This is a genomic window from Helicobacter pylori, assembly GCF_016755635.1.
In the GTDB taxonomy this organism is placed as follows: Bacteria; Campylobacterota; Campylobacteria; order Campylobacterales; family Helicobacteraceae; genus Helicobacter; species Helicobacter pylori_CQ.
On record NZ_CP051500.1, the window covers coordinates 478,639 to 498,340 of the forward strand.

General features: G+C 37.6%; 19 protein-coding genes. 15 read left to right on the forward strand and 4 right to left on the reverse strand.

Annotated elements, in window-relative coordinates:
- Positions 1-20 precede the first annotated feature (20 nt).
- From HG567_RS02270 to HG567_RS02305, 8 genes are all read left to right on the forward strand, one after another.
- Positions 21-1,019: an adenine methyltransferase gene (locus HG567_RS02270; RefSeq protein WP_202140222.1), complete on the forward strand. Its 999-nt coding sequence runs from the start codon at positions 21-23 to the stop codon at positions 1,017-1,019.
- Entirely contained in the window at positions 1,000-1,638 is a 639-nt protein-coding gene (locus HG567_RS02275) for a R.Pab1 family restriction endonuclease (protein ID WP_421813170.1), read from the forward strand. Before HG567_RS02270 ends, HG567_RS02275 begins: the two co-directional genes overlap by 20 nt.
- 201 nt (positions 1,639-1,839) lie before the next feature.
- Complete coding sequence (gene csd3, locus HG567_RS02280; RefSeq protein WP_202140019.1) at positions 1,840-3,048, forward strand: peptidoglycan DD-metalloendopeptidase Csd3; 1,209 nt, start codon at positions 1,840-1,842, stop codon at positions 3,046-3,048.
- The gene (locus HG567_RS02285) at positions 3,048-3,686 is read left to right on the forward strand and encodes an NUDIX hydrolase (protein ID WP_202163920.1); all 639 of its coding nucleotides are present in this window, start codon (positions 3,048-3,050) and stop codon (positions 3,684-3,686) included. The genes csd3 and HG567_RS02285 overlap by 1 nt, the downstream gene beginning before the upstream one ends.
- A gap of 10 nt (positions 3,687-3,696) precedes the next feature.
- On the forward strand, positions 3,697-5,055 hold the full coding sequence (gene pgbA / locus HG567_RS02290) for a plasminogen-binding protein PgbA (RefSeq protein ID WP_202140020.1): 1,359 nt from the start codon (positions 3,697-3,699) through the stop codon (positions 5,053-5,055).
- Between the two features lie 4 nt (positions 5,056-5,059).
- On the forward strand, positions 5,060-6,439 hold the full coding sequence (gene glcD / locus HG567_RS02295; protein WP_202140021.1) for a glycolate oxidase subunit GlcD: 1,380 nt from the start codon (positions 5,060-5,062) through the stop codon (positions 6,437-6,439).
- Positions 6,440-6,461: 22 nt separating this feature from the next.
- The gene (gene dapB / locus HG567_RS02300) at positions 6,462-7,226 is read left to right on the forward strand and encodes a 4-hydroxy-tetrahydrodipicolinate reductase (protein ID WP_202163921.1); all 765 of its coding nucleotides are present in this window, start codon (positions 6,462-6,464) and stop codon (positions 7,224-7,226) included.
- Between the two features lie 431 nt (positions 7,227-7,657).
- Entirely contained in the window at positions 7,658-7,828 is a 171-nt protein-coding gene (locus HG567_RS02305) for an urease-enhancing factor (RefSeq protein ID WP_202163922.1), read from the forward strand.
- 356 nt (positions 7,829-8,184) lie between these two features.
- Here HG567_RS02305 and glnA read toward each other — a convergent pair whose 3' ends face one another.
- Entirely contained in the window at positions 8,185-9,630 is a 1,446-nt protein-coding gene (glnA, locus tag HG567_RS02310; RefSeq protein WP_202140023.1) for a type I glutamate--ammonia ligase, read from the reverse strand.
- A 138-nt stretch (positions 9,631-9,768) separates the two neighbouring features.
- Between glnA and HG567_RS02315 the strand changes: the two genes are divergently transcribed.
- From HG567_RS02315 to csd6, 6 genes are all read left to right on the forward strand, one after another.
- The gene (locus HG567_RS02315) at positions 9,769-11,874 is read left to right on the forward strand and encodes a DUF262 and DUF1524 domain-containing protein (protein WP_202140024.1); all 2,106 of its coding nucleotides are present in this window, start codon (positions 9,769-9,771) and stop codon (positions 11,872-11,874) included.
- Positions 11,875-11,936: 62 nt separating this feature from the next.
- Positions 11,937-12,386 (forward strand): 50S ribosomal protein L9, encoded by a 450-nt coding sequence (gene rplI, locus HG567_RS02320; protein WP_202140025.1) that lies wholly within the window; start codon positions 11,937-11,939, stop codon positions 12,384-12,386.
- A 3-nt stretch (positions 12,387-12,389) separates the two neighbouring features.
- Positions 12,390-12,932 carry an ATP-dependent protease subunit HslV gene (hslV, locus tag HG567_RS02325; RefSeq protein WP_000461043.1) on the forward strand — a complete coding sequence of 181 codons (543 nt, stop codon included), beginning with the start codon at positions 12,390-12,392 and terminating at the stop codon, positions 12,930-12,932.
- Positions 12,932-14,263 (forward strand): HslU--HslV peptidase ATPase subunit, encoded by a 1,332-nt coding sequence (hslU, locus tag HG567_RS02330; RefSeq protein WP_202140026.1) that lies wholly within the window; start codon positions 12,932-12,934, stop codon positions 14,261-14,263. Before hslV ends, hslU begins: the two co-directional genes overlap by 1 nt.
- Complete coding sequence (era, locus tag HG567_RS02335) at positions 14,263-15,168, forward strand: GTPase Era (protein ID WP_164863091.1); 906 nt, start codon at positions 14,263-14,265, stop codon at positions 15,166-15,168. Before hslU ends, era begins: the two co-directional genes overlap by 1 nt.
- The gene (csd6, locus tag HG567_RS02340) at positions 15,165-16,157 is read left to right on the forward strand and encodes a cell shape-determining L,D-carboxypeptidase Csd6 (protein ID WP_202140027.1); all 993 of its coding nucleotides are present in this window, start codon (positions 15,165-15,167) and stop codon (positions 16,155-16,157) included. Before era ends, csd6 begins: the two co-directional genes overlap by 4 nt.
- An 83-nt stretch (positions 16,158-16,240) precedes the next feature.
- Here csd6 and HG567_RS02345 read toward each other — a convergent pair whose 3' ends face one another.
- Genes HG567_RS02345 through rho form a run of 3 tightly spaced genes read right to left on the reverse strand, consistent with a single transcriptional unit; the run spans position 16,241 to position 19,228 of the window.
- Positions 16,241-17,095, reverse strand: a complete 855-nt coding sequence (locus HG567_RS02345) for an SEL1-like repeat protein (protein WP_202163923.1) — start codon at positions 17,093-17,095, stop codon at positions 16,241-16,243.
- Between the two features lie 11 nt (positions 17,096-17,106).
- Positions 17,107-17,874, reverse strand: a complete 768-nt coding sequence (gene murI / locus HG567_RS02350; protein WP_202163924.1) for a glutamate racemase — start codon at positions 17,872-17,874, stop codon at positions 17,107-17,109.
- A 37-nt stretch (positions 17,875-17,911) separates the two neighbouring features.
- Complete coding sequence (gene rho / locus HG567_RS02355) at positions 17,912-19,228, reverse strand: transcription termination factor Rho (RefSeq protein ID WP_202163925.1); 1,317 nt, start codon at positions 19,226-19,228, stop codon at positions 17,912-17,914.
- A gap of 264 nt (positions 19,229-19,492) precedes the next feature.
- On the opposite strand from rho, the gene rpmE reads away from it, so the two are divergent.
- Positions 19,493-19,696 carry a 50S ribosomal protein L31 gene (gene rpmE, locus HG567_RS02360; protein WP_000715278.1) on the forward strand — a complete coding sequence of 68 codons (204 nt, stop codon included), beginning with the start codon at positions 19,493-19,495 and terminating at the stop codon, positions 19,694-19,696.
- Positions 19,697-19,702 lie beyond the last annotated feature (6 nt).

Genomic DNA, 19,702 nt, shown 5'->3' on the forward strand with positions numbered 1-19,702 from the left:
ATTTAACCAAGCAAGAGAGTGTGAATTTAGGGGCTTACTACACTCCCCCTTATTTAGTGGATTATGCTTACAAGCTTTTAAAAAAGCATGTTGGTATTGAAAAATACACGCTTTTAGACACCGCATGTGGCAATAAAGAGTTTTTAAAACTCCAACACCCTAAAAAAATAGGAGCGGATATTGACCCTAAGTGTGGTGCTTTAATAATAAACGCTCTAGCCAATCCTAAAAGAGAAAATTATGGCATTAGCCAAGATGAACCTTTAATCATCGTGGGAAATCCCCCCTATAACGATAGAACTTCTTTTGCCAAACAAAAATTAAAAGATAAAGACTTTCATTTTGAGATAGACCATCATTTGAAATCCCGAGATTTAGGGATAAGTTTTTTAAAATCTTTTGCAATTTTAAAGCCGGCGTTTATTTGCGTGCTACACCCTTTATCTTATCTCATCAAAGAAGCTAATTTTAAGCAATTAAAGCTATTTAAGGATCATTACAGGCTTTTAGACGCTTTGGTTGTTTCTTCTAAATCTTTCACTAAAAGTAACGAATTTCCTATTGTGATAGCTTTATATGAGCGAGGGCGAATGGACTATGCAGGTATTAGGCGTTTTATTTTTCCAACTGATTGCGGCACGACGCTATGTTTAAACGATTTTGATTATATAGCCAATTATGTGGATAAATACCCTAACGCTAAAAGGGTCAGTGAATGCGTGGGCTATTTTTTCCCTATGCGAGACATTAACGCTCTCAAACGCAACAAGACTTTTTTAAACGCACCAAGCGCTAATGCGGTGTATATCAGTCAAGATAAATTGATTTATTACCAATATATCCATTATTTTAAGGAAATTGCTCCTAAAATCCCTTATTATTTTGGTAATTTGGATATTATTATTGATCATTTTGCTTTTTTAGAAATTAAAGACGCTTTTTTAAAAGATAAAAGAGTGCGTTTAGAATATTTTAAAAAATTGTTTCAAGGACACCCTTGTGAGTTTGATTGGGATTGATGATAGTAAAAAAGCGATTGAGGTTTCTATTCCTTCAACTTCAATTTCAGGCAAAGTGCGTGTGAAAATCAGACATGCCTTTAGCGATTATGGCATTTCAACAGCGACCAGAAAAATCCCTTTTAGTTTAAAGCATTATGTAGAGTGGCAAATCGGTTATGATGTCCCTATTAAAGATAAAGAAAAATTTAAACTCACTACTTTAAAAGATGAAAAATATCATTTTTTAGGGGCTAATAATAAAGTAAAAACCCTCTATGAATTGAGTGAAATGATTTATTACGCTAAGCAATTAGGTTTAATCAGTTTAGAAAATTTAGAAAATACTTTAAAATATTTAGAAAAACAAAAACAATTTATAGAAGATAATTTTATGATTACAAGAGAAAGATTTAGATCGCATCAATTTGGTGGCATGGATTTTTGCTTTTCTATTTTGGAGTTAAAAACCGCTACTCCCTTATTAAATAGAACGGCTGCACTCAAAGAACATGCTCTTTTGATTATCCATAAAACTAACGCTCCCATGTTTTTAGAAATGCTTAAAATTTTTGGACTTTTAAGCCAAGCGCACCATAACGATGTGTTAAAGATTTTAGAAAAAATACTTCAAAATTAACTGATACGAATTGATTAAAAAGGGAATATTTAACGCTATAAGGCGAGATAAAACCATTTATGAGAAACCACCATGCACCAATAAAACGCGCTCCATAAAGCTATAAAAACAAGGCTAGGCTTTAAACTTGTATCGTTTTTCTTTAACGGCTTATGTTATACTAATAAAATACAGATTCAATTGAAGGCATTAAACAACTGCATGGTATTTTTTCATAAGAAAATTATTTTAAATTTTATCTATTCTTTAATGGTTGCTTTTTTATCCCATGGGGTTCTTTTAAAAGCCGATGAGGTGAAAAAGCAAACTTTATTGGTGGGTGAAAGGCTTGTGTGGGATAAGCTCACGCTGTTAGGGTTTTTAGAAAAAAACCATATCCCTCAAAAACTCTACTACAACCTAAGCTCTCAAGATAAAGAATTGAGCGCTGAAATCCAAAGCAATGTTACCTACTACACCTTAAGAGATGAAAACAACACACTCATTCAAGCCCTTATCCCTATAAGCCAGGATTTGCAAATCCATATTTATAAAAAAGGGGAGGATTATTTTTTAGACTTTATCCCCATTATCTTCACTCGTAAAGAAAAAACCCTCCTTCTTTCTTTACAAACTTCACCCTATCAAGATATTGTCAAAGCCACCAATGACCCCCTTTTAGCCAACCAATTGATGAACGCGTATAAAAAAAGCGTGCCTTTTAAACGCCTAGCAAAAAACGATAAAATCGCTATCGTTTATACAAGAGATTATCGTGTGGGGCAAGCGTTTGGCCAGCCGACTATCAAAATAGCCATGGTTAGCTCTCGCTCTAACCAATACTATCTTTTTTCCCATTCAAACGGGCGTTATTATGACTCAAAGGCGCAAGAAGTGGCAGGGTTTTTATTAGAAACCCCGGTGAAATACACCCGCATTTCTTCGCCTTTTTCGTATGGGAGGTTCCATCCTGTCTTAAAAGTCAGACGACCTCATTACGGCGTGGATTATGCGGCTAAACATGGCAGTTTGATCCATTCTGCTTCAGATGGTCGTGTGGGTTTTATAGGGGTTAAGGTGGGGTATGGGAATGTGGTTGAAATCCATTTGAATGAATTGCGCTTGGTGTATGCTCACATGAGCATGTTTGCTAAGGGGTTGAAAAAAGGCTCGTTTGTTAGAAAAGGGCAAATTATAGGAAGAGTGGGAAGCACCGGTTTAAGCACCGGACCGCATTTGCATTTTGGCGTGTATAAAAACTCCCGCCCCATTAATCCTTTAGGCTATATCCGCACCGCTAAAAGCAAATTGCACGGCAAGCAAAGAGAGGTTTTTTTAGAAAAAGCTCAGCATTCTAAGCAAAAATTAGAAGAACTTTTGAAAACCCATTCCTTTGAAAAAAATTCATTTTATCTTTTAGAGGGTTTTTAATGTCTTATTTTAAGAATGCTTTCAATCAAAAATCTTTAATAGACGATTCCAGTGTGTATTTAGAGCCTTGTTCTAGCTCTAATTTCATAGAATTAAAACGCATGTATTATAATGAAGAGAATACTAAGAAAACATGGGATATTATTAAGTCTTTAGACAGCGTGGCGGTTTTACTCTATGAAAAAGAATCCGATTGCTTTGTGATTGTGAAACAATTCCGCCCAGCCATTTATGCGCGCCATTTTCATTTTAAGCGCGATCAAGATCAAAATATTGACGGATACACTTATGAATTGTGCGCAGGGCTTGTGGATAAGGCTAATAAGAGTTTAGAAGAAATCGCTTGCGAAGAAGCGCTAGAAGAATGCGGTTATCAGATCAGCCCTAAAAATTTAGAAACCATAGGCCAATTTTATAGCGCAACCGGCTTGAGTGGGAGTTTGCAAACGCTCTATTACGCTGAAGTGTGCACACATTTGAAAGTTTCAAAGGGTGGGGGGATTGATACAGAAAAGATTGAAGTGTTGTTTTTAAAGCGATCAAAAGCTCTTGATTTTATAATGGATTTTCAATACGCTAAAACCACCGGATTGTCTTTAGCCATTTTATGGCATTTAAAAAAGTTTAAAAATGTTTAAAAGGAATTGTATGTTAAGGCTTTTGATAGGACTTCTTTTAATGAGTTTTATAAGCTTGCAATCAGCCTCTTGGCAAGAACCCTTAAGAGTGAGCGTTGATTTTGTGGATTTGCCTAAGAAAATCATCCGTTTTCCTGCTCATGATTTGAAAGTGGGGGAGTTTGGTTTTGTGGTGTCAAAACTTTCAGATTATGAAGTTATCAATTCTGAAGTGGTCATTATTGCCGTTGAAAATGGCGTCGCAACGGCTAAATTCAGAGCGTTTGAGTCTATGAAACAAAGCCATTTGCCCACTCCAAGAATGGTTGCTAGAAAGGGTGATTTGGTTTATTTTAGGCAATTCAACAACCAAGCGTTTTTAATCGCTCCTAATGATGAAATCTATGAGCAAATCAGAGCGACTAACACCGATATTAATTTTATCAGTTCTGATTTGTTGGTAACTTTTTTGAACGGGTTTGACCCAAAAATCGCCAATTTAAGAAAAGCGTGCAATGTTTATAGCGTGGGGGTGATTTATATTGTAACCACGAACACGCTCAATATTTTAAGCTGTGAGAGTTTTGAAATTTTAGAAAAAAGAGAGCTGGATACAAGCGGTGTTACTAAAACTTCTACGCCGTTTTTTTCTAGGGTTGAGGGCATTGATGCAGGCACGCTAGGGAAACTTTTTTCAGGCAGTCAATCTAAAAACTACTTTGCTTACTATGACGCTTTAGTGAAGAAAGAAAAACGCAAAGAGGTAAGGATTAAAAAGAGAGAAGAAAAGATTGATTCTAGAGAAATTAAACGAGAAATCAAGCAAGAAGCCATTAAAGAGCCTAAAAAAGCCAATCAAGGCACAGAAAACGCTCCTACTTTAGAAGAGAAAAACTACCAAAAAGCAGAGCGCAAACTTGGTTCTAAAGAAGAAAGGCGCTATTTAAGAGATGAAAGGAAAAAAGCCAAAGCCACCAAAAAGGCTATGGAATTGGAAGAAAGAGAAAAAGAGCATGATGAAAGAGACGAGAGAGAGACTGAAGGAAGAAGAAAAGCTTTAGAAATGGATAAAAGCGATAAAAAAGAAGAAAGAGTCAAACCCAAAGAAAATGAGCAAGAAATCAAGCAAGAAGCCATTAAAGAGCCAAGTAATGGAAATAACGCCACCCAACAAGGCGAAAACAAAAACGCTCCTAAAGAGAATAAGGCTCAAAAAGAAGAGAATAAACCAAATTCTAAAGAAGAAAAACGCCGCTTGAAAGAAGAAAAGAAAAAAGCCAAAGCCGAACAAAGAGCGAGAGAATTTGAACAAAGAGCGAGAGAGCATCAAGAAAGAGATGAAAAAGAGCTTGAAGAAAGAAGAAAAGCTTTAGAAATGAATAAGAAGTAAGCCCATGTTAGAGAAGCAACACATCCAATACTTTAAAAACCTAGTAGGGGGAGAGGATTTTTTCACTGATTTAGCGCATTTGAACGCTTATTGCTATGACGCTACCAAAGAAAGGCATTTGCCTAGCGGCGTGATTTTCCCTAAAAATGAGCGAGAAATCAGCCAGATTTTAAAATATTGCAACGAGCATCGCATCATCGTTGTGCCTAGGGGGGCTGGGAGCGGTTTTACAGGGGGGGCGTTGAGCGTGAGCGGGGGGCTAGTTTTAAGCGTAGAAAAACATTTGGATAAGATTTTAGAGATTGATACTAAAAATTTAATCGCTAGAGTTGAGCCGGGCGTGATTAACAAGCATTTCCAAAACGAAGTGGAAAAATTGAATCTCTTCTACCCCCCAGATCCAGCGAGTGAAAATCAAAGCACTTTGGGGGGGAATGTCGCTGAAAATGCCGGTGGCATGCGCGCGGCTAAATACGGCATCACTAAAGATTATGTCATGGCTTTAAGGGTGGTTTTAGCGAATGGTGAAATCATAAGGGCAGGCAAAAAAACGATCAAAGATGTCGCAGGTTTTAATGTTGCAGGGTTGATGATCGCTAGTGAGGGGTGTTTGGGCGTGATTTCTGAAATCACTTTAAAGCTTTTAGCCAAACCACCTCTAAAACAAAGCGCAATGGGGGTTTTTAACCATATTGAAGACGCCATGAACGCCGTTTATAAGACAATGAGCAGTGGCGTTACGCCTGTGGCGATGGAATTTTTGGATAATTTGAGTATCAAAGCGGTTGAAGAACGATTTTCTAAAGGCTTACCCAAAGACGCTGGAGCGATACTCATCACTCAAGTGGATGGCGTGGTAAAAGAGCAGATTGCATGGCAACTCAATGAGATAGAAAAGCATTTTAAAGCCAATGGTTGCGTGGGTTTTAAGATCGCTCAAAACGAACAAGAAGAGCAGGATTTATGGTTTTCAAGGCGTAACGCTTCTCAAAGTATTAGCGTTTATGGTAAAAAGAAATTGAATGAAGACGTGACCGTTCCTAGGGCGAGTTTGCCGAGTTTATTGCAAGAAGTCGCTAAAATAAGCCAAAAATACGGCTTTAAAATCCCTTGCTTTGGGCATACGGGCGATGGCAATGTGCATGTGAATATCATGCTAGAAGATCCTAAAAGAGATTTAGAAAAAGGGCATCAGGCTATGGAAGAGATTTTTCAGGCCGCTATCAGTTTGGAGGGGACTTTAAGCGGGGAGCATGGCATAGGCTTGTCTAAAGCCAAATTCATGCCTTTAGCGTTCAATCATAATGAAATGGAGCTTTTTAGGAATATTAAAAAAGCCCTTGATCCCAATAATATTTTAAACCCTTTTAAAATGGGGTTGTAAGATTGAAAAGCAAGGAAAACGCATGAAAATCGGTGTTTATGGAGCGAGCGGTCGTATAGGGAAACTGCTTTTAGAAGAATTAAAAGGGGGGTATAAGGGATTAGCACTATCTAGCGTGTTTGTCAGGCAAAAATACGAAACGGATTTCAGCTCTTTTTCGCACGCCCCTTTAGTAACCAACGATTTAAAATCGTTTGTGAGGGCATGCGAATGCGTGATTGATTTTTCTTTACCTAAAGGCGTGGATAATTTGCTAGAGACTCTTTTAGAATGCCCTAAAATTTTAGTTTCTGGCACGACCGGTTTAGAAAAAGAAACGCTAGAAAAAATGCAACAATTAGCCTTAAAAGCGCCGCTTTTGCATGCGCACAACATGTCTTTAGGGATCATGATGCTCAACCAATTAGCCTTTTTAACTTCTTTGAAATTAAAAGATGCGGATATTGAAATTGTAGAAACGCACCACAATCTCAAAAAAGATGCCCCAAGCGGCACGGCGTTGAGTTTGTATGAAACTTGCGCTAAGGCTAGGGGGTATGATGAAAAAAACGCTCTCATCACTCACAGAGAAGGTTTGCGCTCTAAAGAAAGCATTGGCATAGCCGCTTTAAGGGGGGGCGATGTCGCTGGGAAGCACACGATAGGGTTTTATTTAGAGGGCGAATACATAGAGCTTAGCCATACGGCGACTAACCGATCTATTTTTGCTAAAGGGGCTTTAGAAGTGGCTCTGTGGCTTAAAGATAAAGCCGCTAAAAAATATGAAATCAACGAGATGTTTGGTTGAATGTTTTAATTCTTTTTGTATAAATAATTCACGCTTTTACGATGAAATATTTCCCCTTTTTAGCCTTACTTAAAAGGTTTTTACTATACTATAAGGGATATTGCTGACAATCAAGCTGTATTGGAAGGGTTTGTTTTTTTAAGGATTGATCTTGTCTTGTGCGGTTAATAACACAAGGTGGGTGTAACAAGACCTACTATAATTCTAATTCAAGAAGCCTAACCAAAATAAAAGGAGAAATTTTAGTTAGGGCTTTATTATAGCAAAAATTATCAAGGATTACAAAGGGTAGCGTTTCTGATTGGGATTTAGAGCACTATTTCAGTTGCTTTGAGTTCCATTTACTTTTTTTTATAATAAATCTTAATTATCATAAACGCATGATTAAAGTATTTAAGTTATTAAAAAATTTTAGAACAAAAGGATATAAAATGAAAACCATTAGAAATAGCGTGTTCATTGGATATTCTTTACTCGGCGGTTGCGCTAGTGTTGAGACTCGTTTTGACGCTTTGCGTGTCGCTTGCATTAAAGACGCTGTTATAGAGAAAGAAGTGTGCTACACGCCCAAAGATTTTAGTAGCCCTTACCACACTGACTAAACCGGCACTGGGTTTTAGGTGGGTTTCTTAAAAGATAAAAAATACTAAAAGCATTTTTATAATTAAGAATTAAAGAGCTTGATACCAAGTCAGGTGGTATCTTCTTAAGCGGTCTTGGGTTTTTAGGGGTGTTATTTTAGATACCCTCTGTTCCCTTAAAGAAAATAAATTTCTACCATAAAATAAAATCTTAAATTAAGGCGACTAAAACCCCACTTTTAAAAAATTAAAAAGCGTTAAGTAAGACTTATCCAAAAAGCAAAGAAAATCAATTTTTCCAACCACTCTTTTTAAAAATAAGGTATTTTTGCCTTATTCTAAACTTTTAGAGTGGGATTATTAACCCACTCATTGTTTTAGCATGAATAAGTGGTGATAAATTCAAAAGGATGGGGCTTGCTCTCCCATGGGAACACTTCAGCGTTGAATTTAAGAGACTGATAAGCTTGAATAAATTCTTCGCTAAAGACCTGACCTTCTTTCAAATACTGCTTATCGGCTAGCATTTCTTCTAACGATCTCCTTAAAGTGTGAGGCATTTGTTTGATACCTTTTTCCCTAATTTCATCTAAAGTCAATTTGAAAAGGTTGATATCCATCGCTTCGCCGGGATCCATTTTATTTTTAACGCCATCCATGCCTGCCATTAAAATCGCTGCAAAAGCCAAGTAGGGGTTTGATGAGCTGTCAGGAAACCTGAATTCAAACCTAGCACTATTTTTAGAAATCCCATAAGGGATACGCACGCTCGCACTCCTGTTATTAGCCGAATAAGTTAAAATAGATGGGGCTTCATATCCCGGAATCAGGCGTTTGTAAGAGTTAGTGGAAGCGTTAGTGAAAGCGGCCAACCCTCTAGCGTGGCGCAACACGCCCCCTAAAAAATGCAACGCCAACTCACTCAAGCCCTTGTAAGTTTCGCCGCTAAAAAGGTTTTCGTTGTTTTTCCAAACGCTCACATGGGTGTGCATCCCGCTCCCGTTATCCCCATATAGGGGTTTTGGCATGAAAGTGGCGGTTTTCCCGTTTAAATGAGCGACCATTTTAACCACATATTTGAGTTTTTGGACATTATCAGCGGCTTCCACTAAATCCCCAAATTTCACGCCCACTTCGCCTTGCGCTTGTGCGACTTCATGATGGACGACAAAAGTTTCTAACCCCACTTGGTTTAAGACTTTCACGATTTCTGTGCGAATATCCATCATCGTATCCGTTGGCGGCACAGGCATATAGCCCCCTTGCTTGCCTGGTCTATGCCCAAAATTCACGCCATTTTCAAAGCTCTTATCCCGATTCCATTCACCCTCTTCGCTATCCACTTCGTAGTATTGGGAATTGGAAGCGTCTTTAATTTTAATGGAATCAAAGATGAAAAATTCGCTCTCCGCGCCAAAATAAGCCACATCGCCCAAACCTGAATCTTTTAAATGTTGTAAGGCTTTTTTAGCGATACTTCTAGGGCATTTTTCATAAGGTTGGTTTTTATACACATCATACACATCGCAAAACACGACCGCGCTCACATCCGCGCTAAAAGGGTCAATGAAATAACGCACCAAATCGGGGGTTAAAATCATATCGGAGTGTTCAATGCCTTGCCAGCCTTTAAAACAACTCGCATCAAAAGGAATCCCCTCTTTAAACATGCCATGCGTTAAAGCCCCAAAAGAATAAGCGATGTGATTCCAAGTGCCTTTAATATCGCTGAATCTAAAATCCACAAATTCCACTTCATTTTCTTTGCAAAATTCAAAAAACTCTTTGATTTTGCTTTCACTATTTTGAGTTCTTACTATCATTAACCACCTTTAATTGTTATGAATTGAGTTTGATTGATAGGGGTGATTATAGCATTTATGGGGTAAAAAAAGTAGAATCTGTATCAAGTTTTATTAAGATGCATGCGGTAAAATCCGCTAAATCAAGGAGTGTTATTCATGAAAGCAAGAGAAGCCACACTATTAGAATTTTTTGAACAAAATCAAAACAATCAATTTGTCATCCCCATCTATCAGAGGTTGTATAGTTGGGGAAAGGAGCAATGCGAACAATTATGGGATGATATTATAAAAATTGGCGGAAATGATAAGATGAATGGGCATTTTATCGGTTCTATTTTGTATGCACGAGTTGATGATACGCACTCTAGCCCATTACTCATCATTGACGGCCAACAAAGGCTCACTACTATCACGCTTTTGTTTATCGCTTTAAGGGATCATTTAAACGATGAAGATGAATTGTTAGAAAAATTTTCGCACCAAAAAATCCAGAATCGCTACCTCATTAACAGCGATGAGAAAGGCGATAAAAAATTCAGACTCATCTTATCAGAGTCTGATAAAGACACCTTGCTATCTTTGATTGATAAAGACAGAAGAAAACCGAGCGAGCCTTCATCAAAAATAATGGAAAATTTTAAATTATTTGAAGAATGGATCCGTAAAAACACCGACAAACTAGAAACGATTTTTAAAGGATTAGAAAAACTCATGATAGTTTGGATTGCTTTAAAGAAAGAAAAAGATGATCCTCAACTTATTTTTGAGAGCATGAACTCAAAAGGTATCGAACTCACGCAAGCGGATTTGATCAGAAACTATATCATAATGGAAACAGAGGTTGGAAAACAAGAAGGCTTTTATAATCAATATTGGAGGGCTATGGAGGAGGATTTTAAACAGAGTAAGAAACAGAGTAAGAAAGAGGATTTGTTTAATAAATTTGTCCGGCATTATCTCACGATCAAAATAGGAAAAATTCCCAATGAGAAAAGAGTTTATGAAGCTTTCAAGCGTTACCAACAAGAAAGGGGGATAGAGACAGAGGTATTGCTCCAAGATTTGCAAAAATATTGCGGGTATTTTTGCCAGATTGCGTTCAAAAAAGAAGCCGATAAAGATTTAAACAAGGCTTTAAGTTTTCTTGTAGATTTGGAAATGGATGTGGTGTATCCGCTATTACTAGAGCTTTATGGCGATTATAAGGATGACATTTTATCCAAGCAGGATTTTATCCCTATTATCTATTTAACAGAGAGCTATATTTGCAGAAGGGCGGTGTGCGGGCTTGGCACAAATAGTTTCAATAAAGTCTTTCCCTTTGTTACAAAGCACATCCAAAAAGATGATTATTTTAAAAGCCTAAAGGCGCATTTTTTCTATCTGACAGAAAAACAAAGATTTCCAAACAATGACGAGTTTAAAAAGCTTTTTATTACGATAGATTTTTATAATTTTCAAAAAAAGAAATACTTTTTTGAAAGGCTAGAAAATAAAGATAATACAAAAGAGCCGGTCAATACTAAGGAATGCACTATTGAGCACATCATGCCTCAAACACTCACAGAAGAATGGGAAAGGGATTTGGGTGAAAATTTTCAAGCAATACACGATAAATACCTCCACACAATAGGGAATCTCACTCTAACCGGTTATAACCCAGAGTATAGGAACAAATCTTTCCAAGAAAAAAGAGATATGGAGAAGGGCTTCAAACAAAGCCCGTTGAGACTCAATCAAAGTTTGAAAGATTTGGAAGTTTTTGGCGAAAAAGAGATTGAAAAAAGAGCTAATGATTTAGCGGATTTTGCTTTAAAGATTTGGACTTACCCCAATCTAGAGGCAGAAACATTAGAGGGATATAAATCTAAGAAAGAAAAAAAGGTTTATGATTTAAGCTCTTATAAGTTTAGCTCTGATTCAAGGGAGTTATTTGATATTTTAAGAAAAGAGATTAAAGCTCTTGATGAAAGGATAACTGAAAAATTTAATCAACAATATATAGCTTATAAGTTTTGTAAAATAAATTTTGTGGATATTGTTGTGCAAGAAAAAGGCTTAAAATTGTATTTAAAAATGGAATTGAATGAATTGCAAGATGAAATAAAGGAAAAACTAAAAATTAGAGATGTTTCTAATATCGGTCGTCCATGCGTTGGAAACATGGAAGTAGAGCTAGAAACAAAAGAGAATATCCCTTATTGTTTGGGGTTGATCAAACAAATTTTAGAAAAACAGATGGGTGGTAGGAATGGGCAATAAAAACCCAACTTATTAAAATAAAGAGTATAATTACAAATTACTTACAACTTAAAGGGGATATGATGAAAGTTCTATTATTAGAAGATGTGAAAAATTTAGGCAAAGCGGGTGAAGTGTGTGAGGTTAAAGATGGCTATGGGAATAACTTTTTAATCGCTAACCAAAAAGCCAAACTCGCCACTAACGAAGTGATCAACAAATACAAAGCCGAAGTTAAAAAGAAAGCGGAAAAAGAAGCCCTAGAAAAGGCACAAAAATTGCAAATGGTAGAAACCTTACAAACCATCATGCTGACTATCCATAAAAAAGTTGGCGCGAACGGCTCTTTATTTGGAGCGATCACTAAAGAAGAGATCACGGAGCGTTTGAAAGAACAGCATGCGAGTTTAAATTTAGATAAAAAAGACATTGAGCTCAAACACCCGATTAAAAGCACAGGGATTTATGAGATTGAAGTCAAGCTTGGATCGGGGGTTGTGGGCGCGTTTAAAATTGATGTGGTGGCTGAGTAAAAAATGTTTGAAGCGACGACGATTCTAGGCTATAGAGGGGAGATGGGGGGCAAGAAGTTCGCGCTCATTGGAGGCGATGGGCAGGTAACTTTGGGTAATTGCGTAGTCAAAGCCAATGCGACAAAAATCAGAAGCTTGTATCACAACCAGGTTTTAAGCGGGTTTGCCGGGAGCACTGCGGACGCTTTTAGTTTGTTTGATATGTTTGAACGCATTTTAGAGAGCAAAAAGGGGGATTTGTTTAAAAGCGTGGTGGATTTCAGCAAAGAATGGCGCAAAGATAAGTATTTACGCCGATTGGAAGCGATGATGATTGTTTTAAACTTCGATCACATTTTTATTTTGAGCGGCACGGGCGATGTTTTAGAAGCTGAAGACAATAAGATCGCTGCTATTGGGAGTGGGGGGAATTACGCTTTGAGCGCGGCTAGGGCTTTGGATCATTTCGCTCATTTAGAGCCTAGAAAACTTGTAGAAGAGTCCTTAAAAATCGCAGGGGATCTTTGCATTTACACCAACACGAATATTAAAATTTTGGAGCTTTAATGTCTAAATTGAATATGACCCCAAGAGAAATTGTCGCTTATTTGGATGAATACATCATTGGGCAAAAGGAAGCTAAAAAGTCTATCGCTATCGCTTTTAGGAATCGTTACAGGCGTTTACAACTGGAAAAATCCTTACAAGAAGAAATCACGCCTAAAAACATTTTAATGATTGGTTCTACTGGCGTGGGTAAAACGGAAATCGCAAGAAGAATAGCAAAAATCATGGAACTCCCCTTTGTGAAAGTGGAAGCGAGCAAATACACAGAAGTGGGCTTTGTGGGGCGCGATGTGGAGTCTATGGTAAGGGATTTAGTCAATAACAGCGTGCTTTTAGTGGAAAATGAGCATAAAGAAAAGTTAAAAGACAAGATTGAAGAGGCGGTTATAGAAAAAATCGCTAAAAAACTCCTACCCCCCTTGCCTAATGGCGTGAGCGAAGAAAAAAAACAAGAATACGCTAACAGCCTTTTAAAGATGCAACAAAGAATCGCGCAAGGCGAGTTGGATAGTAGAGAAATTGAAATTGAAGTGCGTAAAAAAAGCATAGAGATTGATTCTAATGTGCCGCCTGAAATTTTAAGGGTTCAAGAAAACTTGATTAAAGTTTTCCATAAAGAACAGGATAAAGTCAAAAAAACTTTAAGCGTTAAAGAGGCTAAAGAAGCCCTAAAAGCGGAAATTAGCGACACGCTTTTAGATGGCGAAGCCATTAAAATGGAGGGTTTGAAGCGCGCGGAAAGTTCAGGGGTGATTTTTATTGATGAAATTGATAAGATCGCTGTCAGCTCTAAAGAAGGAAGCCGTCAAGATCCCAGTAAAGAGGGGGTTCAAAGGGATTTATTGCCGATTGTAGAGGGGAGTGTGGTGAATACGAAGTATGGCTCTATTAAAACAGAGCATATTTTATTCATTGCAGCAGGGGCTTTTCATCTTTCTAAACCGAGCGATTTGATCCCTGAATTGCAGGGGCGTTTCCCTTTGAGAGTGGAGCTAGAGAATTTAACCGAAGAAATCATGTATATGATTTTAACCCAAACTAAAAACTCTATCATCAAGCAATACCAAGCCCTTTTAAAAGTGGAGGGCGTAGGAATTGCATTTGAAGACGATGCGATCAAAGAGTTAGCCAAACTTTCTTATAACGCCAATCAAAAAAGCGAAGACATAGGCGCTAGAAGGTTGCACACCACCATTGAAAAAGTGCTAGAAGACATTAGCTTTGAAGCGGAGGATTATTTGGGGCAAAAGGTTACTATCACTAAAGAGTTGGTCCAATCAAAGCTAGAGGATTTAGTGGCTGATGAAAATTTAGTGAAGTATATTTTATAATGAAAACTAAGGCAGGCTTTGTAGCTCTCATAGGCAAACCAAACGCTGGAAAAAGCACTCTTTTAAACACTTTATTAAACGCTCATTTAGCCCTTGTTTCGCATAAGGCTAACGCAACCAGAAAATTGATGAAATGTATCGTGCCTTTTAAAGATAAAGAGGGGTATGAGAGCCAGATCATTTTTTTAGACACACCAGGGCTCCATCATCAAGAAAAATTACTCAACCAGTGCATGCTCTCACAGGCTTTAAAAGCGATGGGCGATGCTGAATTGTGTGTCTTTTTAGCTTCTGTGCATGATGATTTAAAAGGCTATGAAGAGTTTTTGAGTTTGTGCCAAAAACCCCATATCTTGGCTTTGAGTAAGATTGATATGGCCACGCATAGGCAAGTTTTGCAAAAATTACAAGAGTATCAAAAATACGCTTCGCAATTTTTAGCTCTAGTGCCTTTGAGCGCGAAAAAATCTCAAAATTTAAACGCGCTTTTAGAATGCATCAGCGAATATTTAAGCCCTAGCGCATGGCTTTTTGAAAAGGATTTGATGAGCGATGAAAAAATGCGCGATATTTATAAGGAAATCATTAGGGAGAGTTTGTTTGATTTTTTGAGCGATGAAATCCCTTATGAAAGCGATGTGATGATTGATAAATTTATAGAAGAAGAACGCATAGACAAGGTGTATGCGCATATTATCGTAGAAAAAGAAAGCCAAAAAAAAATCGTGATAGGCAAAAACGGGGTGAATATCAAACGCATCGGGACTAGCGCTAGATTGAAAATGCAAGAAGTGGGCGAAAAAAAGGTTTTTTTAAACTTGCAAGTGATCGCTCAAAAATCATGGAGTAAGGAAGAAAAGAGCTTGCAAAAACTGGGCTATATCCATAAAAGGGGTATGGATTGAAAAAAATATTACCGGCTCTGTTAATGGGGTTTGTGGGATTGAATGCTAGTGATCGTTTGTTGGAAATTGTGCACCTTTATCAAAAACAAGGCTTGGAAGTGGTGGGTCAAAAGCTGGATTCTTATTTAGCGGATAAAGCTTTTTGGGCAGAAGAGCTTCAAAATAAGGATACGGATTTTGGCTATTATCAAAACAAGCAGTTTTTATTTGTGGCTAATAAATCCAAGCCTAGTTTAGAGTTTTATGAAATAGACAACAACATGCTTAAAAAAATCAACAGCTCTAAAGCCCTTGTAGGCTCTAAAAAGGGCGATAAAACTTTAGAGGGCGATTTGGCCACGCCTATTGGGGTGTATCGTATCACGCAGAAATTGGAGCGCTTGGATCAATATTATGGCGTTTTGGCTTTTGTAACGAATTACCCTAATTTGTATGATACCTTGAAAAAACGCACCGGGCATGGCATTTGGGTGCATGGAATGCCTTTAAATGGCGATCGGAATGAATTGAACACCAAGGGCTGTATTGCGATTGAAAACCCGCTTTTAAGCTCTTATGACAAAGTATTGAAAGGCGAAAAAGCGTTCCTCATCACCTATGAAGACAAGTTTTTCTCTAGCACCAAAGAAGAATTGAGCATGATTTTAAGCTCCCTTTTCCAATGGAAAGAAGCCTGGGCTAGGGGCGATTTTGAACGCTATATGCGTTTTTATAACCCCGATTTCACTCGTTATGATGGCATGAAATTCAACGCTTTTAAAGAGTATAAAAAAAGGGTGTTTGCAAAAAATGAAAAAAAGAATATCGCTTTTTCTTCTATCAATGTGATCCCTTACCCCAACTCTCAAAACAAGCGTTTGTTTTATGTGGTGTTTGACCAAGATTACAAAGCCTATCAGCAAAACAAGCTCTCTTATAGCTCTAATTCTCAAAAAGAACTCTATATAGAGATTGAAAACAATCAAGTGTCTATTGTAATGGAAAAATAAGAAAAATAAGGCTTTGTTTTAATGAGGGTAATCTAAGCGGATTTTTCTAATCCTTAAAGCTTTGATACAAGTTTGATTAAAAACTACAGAGCTTCCATGGCTTTTTCATAGCCAAATTCTGCGGATTTTTGCAAGAATTTTTTAGCCATGTTCTTTTTCTTTCTAGTGCCAAGCCCTTCTTTATAAGCGATTCCAATTCTATAAAGGATCTCCCCCATTTGTTGTTTGAGTAAAATAATATTGCTTGAAATTTCAGCAATGTCTTCCCAAAGAAGTGTCTTATCTTTGATTTGAGTGGATTTCTTAACAAGTATTCCAAATTTCTTTCCAAATTTTATAGGATTCGCGCTCAAACCTGAAAGATCAATGAATCGCGATCCAATAAGCATACTAGTGAACGCAAGGTTTGGTAATCTAAAATTGTTAGCAAAATAATTTGTGCTTTTATTAGAAAATATGCGAACCACATGCCTGTAAGTCTTGAGCGCTTGTTTCAAATCCTTTTTCATCCCTAAGCCTTCTGCTTGCATGTATCCTAAAATTAAAGCACCCCCTAACAACCCGCTCCCATACCCTTTGATAGCGTTTTGTGCATAGAATTGCGCTTTTTTGTAATCCACTTTCACGCCCTTTCCCTCCAAATACATTTTGGCTAAATAAACGCTGCCAAGCCCAATGCTGTATTCTTGCGCCAATCTAAAATCTTTAAAGGCTTGTTTGTATTGGCCTTGATTAAAATGGTCTAAACCATTTTCAAAATAATATGTCTTATGATTTCGCGCAATTTCATCCCACTGATTTCGCGCCCTTTCATCCCAATCATCACTTATGCTAATATATTCATCAGCTATACAAAGTGAAAACGGCAACAATAAAACTAGTAAAAGCAATAAAGGCTTTAAAAAAGAGAGGGTAGTGCGATAAAAATCTTTAAACATGTCAAGTCCTTTTACAATTTGAGCCATTCTTTAGCTTGTTTTTCTAGCCAGATCACATCGCCGCTCGCATGAAATTCCACTTTAGGGAATGTGTGTGCATTTTTCTTAAGGGTGTATTTTTGCTGCAAATATTCCACAATAGCATCGCCCGAATGGATGAGTAGGGGGGGCGTTGAAAGGGCAAAATGCCCCATGAAATAGCCCTCAATTTTTTGAGCGATTAAGGGAAAATGCGTGCAACCTAAAATAATCACTTCAGGTAAAATCTTTAAAGGAGTGAAATAATAACGCATGCAAGTTTCTAGCAATTCGCCCTCTAAAATACTTTCTTCAATCAAAGGCACAAAAAGAGAAGTGGCTAAATGCGAAACATTCAAATAGCCTTGTTGTTTCAGGGCGTTGTCATAAGCGTTAGATTGAATCGTCGCTTTTGTCCCTAGCACTAAAATAGGGGCGTTTTTATTTTTTACTTGTTGCTTGATCGCTAAAATGCTTGGCTCAATCACGCCCACAATAGGGATTTTGGAATGCTTTTGCATCTCTTCTAAAGCCAGAGCGCTCGCCGTGTTGCATGCCACAATCAATAACCCAATCTGGTGCGGTTTGAAAAAATCCAAAGCCTCTAAGCCAAATTGCTTGATCGTGGTGGGGTCTTTAGTGCCATAAGGCACTCTAGCACTATCGCCATAATAGATGATTTCATCAAATAGTTGCGCTTTTAAAAGGCTTTTTAAGACGCTAAACCCTCCCACACCGCTATCAAAAACGCCTATTTTCATGACACTTTTTTTAATTTAATGGGATTAATTAGGGATTTTATTTTTCATTCATTAAATTTAAAAATTCTTCATTGTCCTTAGTTTGTTGCATTTTAGAATACACAAAGCTTAAGGCTTCTATGTCATCCATTTGTTGCATCACATTCCTTAAAACCCACACTTTAGTCAAGCGGTCTTTGCCAAGCAAGATATTATCTTTTCGTGTGCCGGATTTTAAAATATCAAAGGCCGGGTAAATGCGCCTGTCCGCAATATTCCTCGCTAAAACGATTTCGCTATTCCCGGTGCCTTTAAATTCTTCAAAAATCACCTCATCCATTCTAGATCCCGTTTCAATCAACGCCGTAGCGATAATCGTCAAACTCCCGCCTTCTTCAATATTCCTTGCGGCTCCAAAAAAGCGCTTGGGTCTGTGCAAGGCATTCGCATCCACGCCCCCGCTTAAAACCTTACCGCTTGAAGGCGTTACAGCGTTATACGCTCTGGCTAAACGGGTGATAGAATCTAATAAAACCACCACATCTTTACCCATTTCCACTCGCCTTTTAGCCCTTTCTAAGACTAATTCAGCGATTCTTATGTGGTTGTTTGCCGGCAAATCAAAAGTGGAGCTAAAAACTTGACCTTTAACGCTTCGTTGCATATCCGTAACTTCTTCAGGGCGCTCATCCACTAAAAGGATAATCAATTCCACTTCAGGGTGGTTAGAGGTGATGCCTTGGGCGAGCTCTTTCATCAGCTCTGTTTTCCCGGTTCTTGGTGGCGCAACGATCAAAGCCCTTTGACCTTTCCCCACAGGGCTGAATAAATCTAACATTCTGCCGGTAACTTTAGTGGGTTCGTATTCTAATTTGATTTGTTCATCAGGAAATAGGGGGGTTAGATTGTCAAACAAAGGGCGGTTTTTAATCTCATCTGAAGGCAAATAATTGATGGCTTCTATTTTTAAAAGGGCGTAGTATTTTTCCTGGTCTTTGGGGGATCGCACTTGACCGGTAACAATATCGCCATTCCTTAAAGCAAAACGCCTGATTTGAGAAGGGCTAACATAAGTGTCATTATACCCGTCTGAAAAACTCCCATCAAACCCTCTTAAAAAGCCATAGCCATCAGGCATGATTTCTAAAATACCGGTAAAAAGAATGTATCCGCCTTGCGTAACTTGGGTTTTTAAAATTTCAAACATCAAGTCTTGTCGTTTGAATTCTTGGGGGTTTTCCACTTTGAGCTTGTTAGCGATTTCTAAAAGCTTTTCAGTAGGGTAGGTGCGTAAATCTTCAATGTGATAACCGCTCACTGGCGTGTGTGTTTTGACTTTGTGCGAACTTTTGTGCGTAGGCGCGTTTTCGTTCATTAAATTTCCTTTTAACAAAAAGAGATTTCTAGTTTGTTGCAATTAAGATAAAAATACAAAAAGCTAAAGCATTCTTAAAAAATTAGTGTAACCAAAAGATGCTAATAAGTGGCCCATGCCACAAGTGTTGAATTTCGTAATGCTTTGCTATGCTATCATAATTTTTTTAACAAAGTCAAATTTTATTTTAACTTTAGAGTGGTTTTAATTTGTTGTTACTTATGCTATAATTTTAAGTTTAAATTTAAAAATAAAGGATACTTGATGAAAAAAGGCATTCACCCCGAATATATCCCATGCAAAGTTACTTGCGTAACGAGCGGGAAAGAAATTGAAGTTTTAAGCACCAAACCTGAAATGCGTATTGATATTTCTAGCTTTTGCCACCCTTTCTATACCGGTAGCGATAAGATCGCTGACACTGCAGGGAGAGTAGAGAAATTCAAGCAACGCTACAACTTGAAGTAACTCTTT